The organism is Natronomonas sp., from assembly GCF_036625485.1.
Lineage (GTDB): Archaea > Halobacteriota > Halobacteria > Halobacteriales > Haloarculaceae > Natronomonas.
The window spans coordinates 1-10,356 of the sequence record NZ_JAZKTR010000090.1; the positions used below are offsets into that span (position 1 = coordinate 1).

Here is a 10,356-nt window from a genome sequence, read left to right on the forward strand (position 1 = left end):
ACCGCTGTGAGGAGCAGATGTGCCAGCAGGGGACCTACCGGCACCAGATCATGCCCTACCCCGACCGCTGGGACTGGGGCGGGGGCGGCATCCTCAACGAGTGGGCCTACGCTCGGACCGCCGAGTCGCTCGTCGACATCGAGGTGCCCGACTACGCGCAGGTCGTCCGGACGATGGCCGCCGAGTTGAGCCGCATCCTCTCACACTTCCTCGCCATCGGTACCTACGCACTCGACATCGTCGGGGAGTTCACCGCCGCCTTCCAGTACGCCATCCGAGATCGTGAACTCGCCCAGGACCTCCTCGAAGACCTCACCGGCCAGCGACTGATGTTCAACTACTTCCGACTCGGCGGCGTCGCGTGGGACCTTCCGACCCCTCGCGAGGAGTTCTTCGAGAAGGTCCGCGAGTTCGTCGACGGCCTCCCCGAGAAGCTCACCGAGTATCGGAACCTCCTGACCAGCAACGAGCTCTTCCAGGTCCGAACGGTGGGCGTCGGCGAGTTGCCGCCCGAGCGTGCAAAGGCCTACGGCTGTACCGGCCCCGTCGCCCGTGGGTCCGGCGTCGACTACGACCTTCGGAGAGACGACCCCTACGGCTACTACGAGGAACTGGACTGGGACATCGTGACCGACGACGGCTGCGATAACTTCGCCCGCGTGGCGGTTCGCCTCGGCGAAATCGCCGAATCCGCGAAAATCGTCGACCAGTGTATCGACCTGCTGGAATCGTGGCCCGAGGACGACCGGACGGTTCAGGCCAACGTCCCGCGGACGCTCAAGCCCGACCCCGACACCGAGATCTATCGCGCCGTCGAGGCGGCGAAAGGTGAACTCGGTATCTACATCCGCGCCGACGGCACCGAAAAGCCCGCCCGCTTCAAGATCCGTGGGCCCTCCTTTTCGAACCTGCAGGCGCTCCCGGCGATGGCCGAAGGCGAATACGTCCCGGACCTCATCGCCACTATCGGTAGTCTGGATACGATCATGGGAGAGGTCGACAGGTAGAAACGAACGGCGAAAGCGGCGTCAGTCGAGACGCTCGGCGGCGCCCTTGTCGACCAAGACGTCGGCGTTGGGCTCCGGCAGCGTGACGACGTCTTCGGAGCCGAGGTCGTAATCCCGGTTGTCGGCGCCGACGACTTCGCCGACGTCGTCGGTGATACGGACCGTCGTTCGGGGAAGGCCCGGGATGTCACGGCTCTCCTCGGACGACTCGTCGGTCGTCGACGAATCTGACGTCGTCCGCTCGTCGGCGGCGGGCGTCGCCTCGGTGGTGGCCCCAGGTGGCGCCTCATCGGGTTGGACCGCTGTGCGTGAAGCCGCGTCCTGGTCCGGATCGGGCGCGGGCGGTTCTTCGGGCGGCACCGAGTCGGGAGTCGCGTCGGTCGCTGTCAGTGCGTCGGCATCCGGGTCAGGGGTGCCGTCGGCAGTCGTCTCGCTCTGTTCGGGGCCTCCGTCCGCCTCCGAGGCCGCAGGAGAGGCCCCCGTCGGGTCAGCGGGTTCTTCGGGGCCGCTCCCCATCAGGTCCGCCGCGCTGACGCCCTCGGTATCGGGCGTCGCGTCGGCGCCGGTGTCAATCTCCGGTGACCGCTCTGTTTCGGGAGCAGGTGACGTATCGGTAGGTACGTCGGCGCCAGCGGTCTCCGTCTCCGTCTCGCTCGCATCGACCGAGCAAGACACGGACGGCGCGTCGCCGTCGAGTACCGACAGGACGTTATCCCGGTTGTTCTCGATTCGGACCACGAGGTCGTCGAAAAGCGATGCCTCCTCGTCGGTGAGGCCGTCGGTGTCGACGGGCATCCCTGCCGCGGCGATGGAAGCCTTCTTGACGACCTTGCCGACGCGGCGTTCGTATATCGCCTCGACGGTCTGTTCGGCCGTCTCGATGTCGTTGGTCAACTGTCGCACTTCGGGCGAGGAGAAGGGGTCGTCGGCGCCGTCGACCACTCGGGCGCGCTCCTGGGTCAACTCCTGGATGAACTCGCCGACCTCCCGGTAGAACGACGAACGCAGGTGCTGGAGGTCACTAGATTGACGCTCTCGGGCCTGCACGGATTGTAGTTCGTCGAGATTCATTCTCCTGCCTTGGTTGCGTGGCCGCGAGCCATCGCGAACACGCCGACGTACTCTGGGACGGATGCAACTCCCTCCGTGAGCCTAAAGCTTTCCCCCTGCAGTTCGACGGTTACGTCCTCGCGGACGTAGACGGTTATCTCCTCGCCGACGAACGTCTCGGGGACGGCGTCCACGAGCGGGTCGAATTCCTCGACGGCGGCGCGGTCGATGTGCGTGACCTTGAGCCCACTTCCACCGTGGAGGCTGCCCGGCAGCCGAATGAGGCGGTTGATGTCCGTCGTGACCGGTTCGTCGATGGGTGCGGCGCCATCTTCCAGCACCGACTGGAAGAGGTGCTTGGCGATGCTGTGAACCGCCGGATGAACGTCGACGTTGCCGCGTTCGATCTCCTCACGGTTGTTCTGGGCGGCGTTGAGCGCGGCTTTCGCCTTCCCCTCGCCGATGCCCTCGAAGCCCTGCAATCGCTCCAGGGCATCGGCTTCGCCCATCGCGAGTAGCTCGTCGACGAACTCGTTCAATCGCTCGCTGGTGCGGCCCGCCCAGCCGCCGTCCGGCAGCGAGCGCTTTTGAGCCGGTGACTTTCGGCCGGCACTCCCGGCGACGGCTTCCGTCGAAACGATATCCTCGAATTCGACGTCCTCTCCGAGGACGTAATCCACGATCTCCCGGCGAGCCGCCCGGCTCAACTCCAAGACGCCGGGGTCCCGTACGTGGACGTGGTAACCACGGCCACCGGAGAAGACGACGGTCATGTCGTCGAAGGCGAAGTCGTTTTCCAGCAGGTCCAGCAGTCGGAGGAGCGCGTCCTTGCAGACCGAGAGCATCTCGGCGTAGCTGTCTGCCTCGGGGTCGACGCCGGGCAGGTGGTCGGCGTCGAGGTCGAACACGAGGTCCGACCCGCGCCAGCCTTTCTGTCCCATGCTCGACGCACCGGGATCGTCGTACCGGCCCGCCGAGAAGTAGACGTGACGCGGGCGCTCGCCCGCGAGGAAGTCCTCCAGGTCGCCCCCACCCACGAGGTCGAGATGTGAGTGGTGGCGGACCATCGTCGTCCCGCCGTCGCTCCACGTAATGTAGCCCCACTCGCGCTCGTTGGCGGCAGGCGGCGTCGGGACCGCTACCCGGCGGTAGTGGTCGCCGAACCGGCCCTTCAGATAATCGCGGGTGCGGCCGTCCATAGCCCGCTTTCGACACTCGGGTGAAAAAGCGTTACCCTACGTGGATAGCAAGTGATTTCACCACGCGGATGCGTCCCGAATCAGCCATGAACTGACGGGCGGCTACCGGTTCCCGGAAGACCGCGAACGTGATCGTCTCGCGGGTGTCGCTTATCGCCCTCAAGCCCGTATAGCAGGTAATGGACGACAGTGCAGGGACAGATCGGGCGTCTGTGGCCGTGAAGGGTGAACGGACTCGACACGACGACGTCGATACTGCCGCTGACGTCGATGGTCGAAACATCGAGCAATCGCCAGCCCTCACCGTCGATGGTCTCTCGAAGCGCTTCGGGAGCGGCGAGGATGCCGTTCTCGCAGTCGACGACGTGAGTTTCACCGTCGAACGTGGTTCGGTCGTCGGTCTCCTCGGTCCGAACGGGGCGGGAAAGACGACGCTTATCAAGAGTATCCTTGGCATCGTCGTTCCGGATTCGGGGTCGGTGGAGATATTCGGCACTGCGGTCGGGAATGGTCGGCGCGCCGTGTATGCCGACGTCGACGCCATGCTCGAGGGGGCACGAAACGACTACTGGCGGCTCACTGTTCGTGAAAACCTCCGCTACTTCGCGACCATAAGCGGAGTCGACCCCGACTCGGTAGCGGCGCGACACGACCGGCTGTTGGACCGACTCGGATTGGCCGACAAGGCCGATACACCGGTTCGGGACCTTTCCCGAGGGATGAAACAGAAGGTATCGCTGGCGAGCGTGCTGGCCGGCGGTGCCGAACTCGTCTTCCTGGACGAACCGACGCTGGGGCTCGACATCGAAAGCTCACGCACGCTCCGAGGGGAGCTCCGACGACTCGCCGGTGAGGAGGGATTGACGATCGTCGTCAGCAGCCACGACATGAGCGTCATCGAGGACGTCTGTGACCGGGTCATCATCATGTCCGACGGACGGGTGGTCTCCGACGACACGGTCGACGCACTACTCGAGCGGGCCGACCGTGACATCGTCCGGATTACGAGTCAGGACATCGACGACGAGGTCCTCGGATCGCTTCGGGACCGGTTCGACGTCCTCGGTGTCACGCGGGATGACGAAAGGGTCCAGATCGAACTCGCGGCGGTCGGCGACGAACTGTACGACCTGATGAGCCATCTTCGCGCCGCCGGTGTCTCCCTCGAACACGTCCGGACGGTCAAACCCGACCTCGAAGACGTGTTCGTGGATTTGACCGGCGATACAGGCGGCCTGAGCAGATCAGGCGAGGACCGTAGGTGGTCGTCGTGACAACCAGCGACGACCCGCGTCCGGCGACGTACTACCATCTGGCACGGGCAGTGTTGTACCGCGAGTACCTGATCTTCGTCCGGTACCCGGCCAACGCGATCGGTGGCATCGTCATCGCGCTGTTCTTCTTCGGCGTGTTGTTCTACGGGGGCCGAATGGTTGCCGGACAAGCACTCACCGACTCCATCGAGGGTATCGTCGTTGGCTACTTCCTGTGGACGTTGTCGGTCGGCGCCTACTCGTCGGTATCGAACGACATCGCCAGTGAGGTCCAGTGGGGAACGCTCGAGCGCCACATCACGACACCGTTCGGATTCGCGCCCGTCGCGCTGCTGAAAGGCGTCGCGAAGGTCGTCCGGACGTTCCTCACCTCGTCGGTGGTCCTCGTGATCATGCTGCTGCTGACTGGAACGAGCCTCCAACTCGACCCGATTACGGTCGTCACCGTCGCTGGACTGGCTATCACCTCGGTGCTCGGGCTTGGCTTTGCTGCCGGGGGTATCACCGTCCTCTACAAGCGAATCGGGAACTGGCTCAACCTGCTGCAGTTCGGATTCATCGTCCTGATATCCGCGCCGGTGCTGGATGCCCCGTGGAGTCGGTTCCTCCCGCTGGCCCACGGGAGCGCGATGCTTCAGCGAGCGATGGTCGACGGCGTACGACTCTGGGAGTTCGGAGTGGGCGACCTCGGATTGCTCGTCGCGGTTGCCGTCGGCTACCTCCTCGGTGGCTACGTCGTGTTCCACTATGCGACACGTCGCGCTCGGCGACTCGGCGTGCTCGGAGACTACTGATACCGCCTCTTCAGCCCCACCACCCGCTCTTGTATACTACTTGCCGGGCATGAACTTCGAGAGCTTCTCGGCGAGGCCGCCGTCGCCGAGTCGAAGGTAGTAGGCGTCGCCGTTGTCCTCGTAGTAGTTGTCGATTCGGCGCTGGATCTCGAAGCCGAGGTGTTCGTAGAACGCGAGCGCGCCCTCGTTGGTCGCCCGCGCGTGGCAGGTGACCGAACTGTGGTCGTCGGCGACGGCGGCGACGAGACGCCGGCCGAAGCCCTCGCCGCGGTAGTCGGGGTCGACGGCTAAAAAGAGGATGTAGCCGTCCCGCCGGGTCGCGGCGAAGCCGACCAACTGCTCGCCATCGTACTGGGGTTCGACGAGGGCGTACACGCGGGAACGGCGGTAGGCGTCCGTGAAAAACCCGTGGCGTTGCTTGAGGACGCCCTCCTTGCGACGGATTCGCTCCTTGAGTTCCCACGCGTCGTCTACGAGAGCGTCGTCCCCCGTCCCGATGACGCGTGTATCGACGGTGACACTCACTGTCACGAGATTGGAATCGGGCGAATATAACTCCACCGCCCGAAGCCCACAAGGCTTTCAATTACGGGATGATTTCGTTTTCCCATGCCGTCCGCGCCAGCCGATATCGAGGCCGCTGAGGCGGTCATGGCGGACCGCCCCGACCCGAAGGACGCCCTCATGCGGTCCTTCATCAAGGGATTGGCTATCGTCCTGCCGCTCGTCATCACCCTCCTCGTTATCTCCTTCGCCTTGGGCTTTATCGCCGACGCGCTCAGCCCGCTTGTCGGCGTCCTCCAGCAGACCTCGATGTTCAGCGCCAACAGCGATTCGGCCATCCTGATATTGACGCTCGTCGTGTTCGTCGTTCTCGTCCTCGCTATGGGCGCCATCGCCGAGTACGGCTCCGGCAGCGGCCGCATGAGCTCGCAGTTCGACGCGTTCATGGGGTCGATCCCCGGCATCGGCTCCGTCTACACCAGTTTCAACGAGATGAGCGAACTCCTCTTGGATTCGGACACCGATAGCTTCCAGGACGTCAAACTGGTCGAATACCCCGGCAAGGACTCCTACGTCGTCGCGTTCAAAACCGCCGAAACGCCCGACGTCGTCGCCGAAGACACCGGCAACGACGACATGATCACGCTGTTCATGCCGATGGCCCCCAACCCCGTCATGGGCGGGTTCGTCATCCACGTCTCCACGGAGCGTGTCGTCGACGTCGACCTCACGGTCGAACAGGGCATCCGGTCTATCGTCACGAGCGGTGTCGCCTTCGGTGAAGACGACGACGAACTGGCCGCCCTCGACAAGGAGCAACTCCGCCAGCTCAGTAACGTCAGTACCATCGACGACATCAAAGGGACAGACATCGACGGTGACGCGGACGACTCCGGTGAAGATTCATCCACACCGAGTACTGAATCCGGACGGACCGATTCCCAGCACGACGAACCACGATGACGTTCACACTCAAAGAACACACCGCCGACATCGCCGTCGAAGCAACCGGTGACTCCCTCGATGCGGTGTTCGCCGACGTGGCCGCGGGGCTGACCGCCGCCCATTGTGAGTCGGTCCCCGACCCCGAAACCGTCGACGCCGAGCGGTTCCCCATCGGCCTGCAGGCCGAGTCCAAGGAAGCACTCCTCTTCGATTATCTGGACGAACTCATCTACGAGCGTGACGTTCGCAACGTCCTGCCAGCCCATCACGAAGCGACGGTCAACTGGAACGGTACGTGGGCCCTCGAAGCCTACGCCTACGGTATCCCGCTGGATGCCGTGTCTGCCCGCGAGATCAAGGCTGTCACCTACTCCGAGATGGAACTCGAAGAAACGTCGGAGGGCTGGCGGGCTTACGTCGTCTTCGACGTCTGATTCGCGGCCCGCGCCGGGTCGTAACTTATTGGGCCGCGCGGAGAGAACCCTCGGGTATGACTACCTTCGAAGCCGGCGATATCACCCTTCATAAGGTCCGGGACTACGTCTGGGAGATTCCGCCCGACGGCAACATGCGCGTCCCGGCCCGCGTCCTCGCCAGCGAGGCCCTCTTAGAGGAGATCGCTGACGACAGATCGCTCGAACAGCTCAAGAACACGACCCACCTTCCCGGCATCGAGAAGTACGCCCTCGCGATGCCCGACGCCCACCAGGGCTACGGCTTCCCCGTCGGCGGCGTCGCTGGCATCGACGCCGAAAACGGCTGTATCTCGCCCGGGGCAGTGGGCTACGACATAAATTGCGGCGTCAGAATGATAAAAACAAACCTCGCCTACGCCGACGTGCAGGGCAAGGAGGAGGAACTCGTCGACGCGCTGTTCGATGCCATCCCCTCGGGACTCGGTGGCGGTGGCGTCGTCGAGGGCGACGCCGACACCATCGAGGCCGTCCTCGACCGGGGGATGGACTGGGCACTGGAGGAAGGCTACGCCGTCGCCGACGACCTCGCCCATTGTGAGGACGAGGGCGTTCGTCACGACTCGGACCCTGCTGCCGTCTCGAAGAAGGCCAAGGACCGCGGCCGCAACCAGATCGGCTCGCTCGGGTCGGGCAACCACTTCCTCGAGGTCCAGCGCGTGACCGACGTCTTCGACGAGGATATCGCCGAGGCCTACGGTCTGCGGAAGAACCAGGTGGTCGTCCTCATCCACTGCGGCTCCCGCGGTCTCGGCCACCAGACCTGCAACGACTACCTCCGGGACATTGAACAGGCCCACAGCGGTCTCCTGTCGAAACTGCCTGATAAGGAACTCGCCGCGGCCCCCGCCGGCTCCCAACTCGCGGAGGACTACTACGACGCGATGTGTGCGGCCATCAACTTCGCGTGGGTCAACCGCCAGCTCATCACCTACCAGACCCGGCAGGTCTTCGAGGACGTCTTCGACGAGGACTGGGAGGACCTCGGGATGGACCTGCTGTACGACGTCTCCCACAACATCGCCAAGAAGGAGGTTCACGAAATCGGGGTCGGGCCGGAGGGCCGACCGGTGGGAGACGGCGAAGCCGTCGACCGCGAGGACAAGGAGTTATTCGTCCACCGCAAGGGCGCGACGCGTGCGTTCCCGGCCGGACGCCACGAGGTGCCGAAGGCCTATCGTGACGTCGGTCAACCGGTCATCATCCCCGGAAGCATGGGCGCTGGCTCCTACGTCCTCTGCGGTGGCGAGGAGTCGATGGATCTCTCCTTCGGCTCGACGGCCCACGGCGCCGGCCGCCTGATGAGCCGAACCCAGGCCAAAGACGAGTTCTGGGGCGGCGACGTTCAGGACGACCTGCGCGAACAGGAGGTCTACGTCAAGGCCCAGAGCGGCGCGACGATCGCCGAGGAGGCCCCCGGCGTCTACAAGGACGTCGACGAAGTCGTCCGGGTCAGCGACGAACTCGGCATCGGCGACAAGGTCGCACGCGTCTACCCCATCTGCAACATCAAGGGCTGATCCGATGGCCGATTTCGTGGTCCCGCTCGGGGACGGAACGGTGTCGGTCGCCCTTCCCGACTGCGACGTAACCGTCGCGGACCCACCGGGCGGCGAGGCCATCGACGTGAGAGAGACGGCAGTGGCCGCGGTCCGAGAGCCGAACGGCCCGAAACTCGCCGAACTCGTCGGCGCCGACGATACCGTCGCCATCGTCGTCACGGATATCACCCGTGCGACGCCCGACGACGCCCTCGTGGACGTCCTGCTGTCGGAGTTAGAGCGCGTCGGCGTCTACCGCGAACAGGTGACCATCGTCGTCGGACTGGGTCTCCACCGGCCGATGACCGACGACGAACTCGATGCGATGCTCGGCGAGCACGCCGACCTCGCCGTGAATCACGACCCCGAAGACACCGTCGAAGTCGGCGAAATCGACGGAACGCCAATCGAACTGCACCGTCGCGTCGCGATGGCCGACCGCGTCCTGTCGACGGGGATGGTCGAACCCCACCAGTACGCCGGCTTTTCGGGCGGCGGCAAGACGGTCGCCATCGGCGCCGGCGGGGAACCACTGATCCGCTACACACACGGCCCGGATATGCTCTCGAAGGAGGGCGTTCGTCTCGGCAGCATCGAGGACAACCCCTTCCGCGAGGCCGTCGACGAGGCCGGAGACATGTGTGGGCTGGATTTCTGTTTGAACGTCACCCACGGTCCCGCGGGGATACTGGACGTGGCCGCGGGCCTGCCGCGACTCGTCGTTCGGGACCTCGCGGAGAGCGCCCAGGAGGCGCTGTCGGTCGACATCGAAGACGGCTACGACGCCGTCATCGCGGGCGTGGGTGCGCCGAAGGACGCCAACCTCTATCAGGCGACCCGCGCCGCAACGTACGTGATTCTCGGCGCGACCAATCCGCTTCGGAGGGGTGGTCGCGTCGTCGTGCCGGCAGAATTGCCAGAGGGTGCCGGTGCGGGGACTGGGGAGCAGCGATTTTATAAATGGCTCTCCGGTGCCGACAGCGCAAACGCCCTTTATGAGGAGATGCGTTCGGGCTACGAACCGGGCGCCCAACGCGCCTTCGTCGTCGCGCGAGCGCTCCGAGACCACGAGGTCTACGTCACGAACAGCGAGGCGCCTGACGTGGTCGAGGAGTGTCTGATGCACGCCAAAGGCTCAGTCGAAGACGCCGTCGAACCGGGAAGCGACGTGCTGGTCGTTCCCGACGCGCTGAACACGCTGCTTCGTTAGTCCGTTCCGGCGCTCACGCCACCTGCATCGCCGTCGATTTCCTCCATAACGCGGTCGTGAAATTCCTGCAGGACGGCCGATTCGTCCTCTGCGAGCACCACGTCGCTGGCCATCAGCGTGGCGAGGCCGAACGCCCGTGGCGTCGGGGTATCGACCTGCTGGATGGCCACGTCGATGGTGCCGGAGTCGACGCCCGCAACGAAGGTCTCGACGGCGCCGACCGCGAGTTTGTCCTCCAGAATCTCGCGGTAGGTCTCCTCCATGACCGCGAAATTCTCCTTGCCTTCAGCGAATCCGAGGAGCATCTCGCTGGAGACCTGCTGTTGGCTCGCGGACTTCTCGTGGCCCTTGTACCGTTT

General features: G+C 64.7%; 10 protein-coding genes and 1 pseudogene. 7 read left to right on the plus strand and 4 right to left on the minus strand.

Annotated features, from left to right (window positions below; translation table 11 throughout):
• On the plus strand, positions 1–1,007 hold a 1,007-nt coding region (locus V5A53_RS09665; protein WP_442928685.1), incomplete at its 5' end, for an NADH-quinone oxidoreductase subunit D.
• Between the two features lie 21 nt (positions 1,008–1,028).
• On the opposite strand, the gene V5A53_RS09670 is transcribed toward V5A53_RS09665, so the two are convergent.
• Positions 1,029–2,078 carry a DNA replication complex subunit Gins51 gene (locus V5A53_RS09670; protein ID WP_332313397.1) on the minus strand — a complete coding sequence of 350 codons (1,050 nt, stop codon included), beginning with the start codon at positions 2,076–2,078 and terminating at the stop codon, positions 1,029–1,031.
• Positions 2,075–3,256: a DNA primase small subunit PriS gene (priS, locus tag V5A53_RS09675; RefSeq protein WP_332313398.1), complete on the minus strand. Its 1,182-nt coding sequence runs from the start codon at positions 3,254–3,256 to the stop codon at positions 2,075–2,077. The genes V5A53_RS09670 and priS overlap by 4 nt, the downstream gene beginning before the upstream one ends.
• Before the next feature lie 179 nt (positions 3,257–3,435).
• Between priS and V5A53_RS09680 the strand changes: the two genes are divergently transcribed.
• Together V5A53_RS09680 and V5A53_RS09685 are read left to right on the plus strand one after the other, a co-directional pair.
• Positions 3,436–4,530, plus strand: a complete 1,095-nt coding sequence (locus V5A53_RS09680; protein WP_332313399.1) for an ABC transporter ATP-binding protein — start codon at positions 3,436–3,438, stop codon at positions 4,528–4,530.
• Positions 4,518–5,324, plus strand: a complete 807-nt coding sequence (locus V5A53_RS09685) for an ABC transporter permease (RefSeq protein ID WP_332313400.1) — start codon at positions 4,518–4,520, stop codon at positions 5,322–5,324. Before V5A53_RS09680 ends, V5A53_RS09685 begins: the two co-directional genes overlap by 13 nt.
• Positions 5,325–5,360: 36 nt before the next feature.
• Here V5A53_RS09685 and V5A53_RS09690 read toward each other — a convergent pair whose 3' ends face one another.
• Positions 5,361–5,849, minus strand: coding sequence for a GNAT family N-acetyltransferase (locus V5A53_RS09690; protein ID WP_332313401.1), 489 nt, complete (start codon positions 5,847–5,849; stop codon positions 5,361–5,363).
• A gap of 84 nt (positions 5,850–5,933) precedes the next feature.
• On the opposite strand from V5A53_RS09690, the gene V5A53_RS09695 reads away from it, so the two are divergent.
• From V5A53_RS09695 to V5A53_RS09710, 4 genes are read left to right on the plus strand one after another with little or no spacing between them, the layout of a single operon-like run.
• Complete coding sequence (locus V5A53_RS09695) at positions 5,934–6,791, plus strand: DUF502 domain-containing protein (protein ID WP_332313403.1); 858 nt, start codon at positions 5,934–5,936, stop codon at positions 6,789–6,791.
• The gene (locus tag V5A53_RS09700; RefSeq protein ID WP_332313404.1) at positions 6,788–7,207 is read left to right on the plus strand and encodes an archease; all 420 of its coding nucleotides are present in this window, start codon (positions 6,788–6,790) and stop codon (positions 7,205–7,207) included. The genes V5A53_RS09695 and V5A53_RS09700 overlap by 4 nt, the downstream gene beginning before the upstream one ends.
• A gap of 56 nt (positions 7,208–7,263) precedes the next feature.
• Positions 7,264–8,766 carry an RtcB family protein gene (locus V5A53_RS09705; RefSeq protein WP_332313405.1) on the plus strand — a complete coding sequence of 501 codons (1,503 nt, stop codon included), beginning with the start codon at positions 7,264–7,266 and terminating at the stop codon, positions 8,764–8,766.
• A 4-nt stretch (positions 8,767–8,770) separates the two neighbouring features.
• The gene (locus V5A53_RS09710) at positions 8,771–9,997 is read left to right on the plus strand and encodes a lactate racemase domain-containing protein (protein ID WP_332313406.1); all 1,227 of its coding nucleotides are present in this window, start codon (positions 8,771–8,773) and stop codon (positions 9,995–9,997) included.
• Here V5A53_RS09710 and V5A53_RS09715 read toward each other — a convergent pair.
• A pseudogene (locus V5A53_RS09715) lies at positions 9,994–10,356 on the minus strand (ATP-dependent helicase); the annotation flags it as partial. The gene V5A53_RS09710 and the pseudogene V5A53_RS09715 sit on opposite strands and share 4 nt — an antisense overlap.

Coding starts and splice junctions, on each gene's coding strand:
- V5A53_RS09670 (WP_332313397.1), bottom strand. CDS start 2,078: ATGAATCTCGACGAACTACAATCCGTGCAGGCCCGAGAGCGTCAATCT.
- priS (WP_332313398.1), bottom strand. CDS start 3,256: ATGGACGGCCGCACCCGCGATTATCTGAAGGGCCGGTTCGGCGACCAC.
- V5A53_RS09680 (WP_332313399.1), top strand. CDS start 3,436: ATGGACGACAGTGCAGGGACAGATCGGGCGTCTGTGGCCGTGAAGGGT.
- V5A53_RS09695 (WP_332313403.1), top strand. CDS start 5,934: ATGCCGTCCGCGCCAGCCGATATCGAGGCCGCTGAGGCGGTCATGGCG.
- V5A53_RS09700 (WP_332313404.1), top strand. CDS start 6,788: ATGACGTTCACACTCAAAGAACACACCGCCGACATCGCCGTCGAAGCA.
- V5A53_RS09705 (WP_332313405.1), top strand. CDS start 7,264: ATGACTACCTTCGAAGCCGGCGATATCACCCTTCATAAGGTCCGGGAC.
- V5A53_RS09710 (WP_332313406.1), top strand. CDS start 8,771: ATGGCCGATTTCGTGGTCCCGCTCGGGGACGGAACGGTGTCGGTCGCC.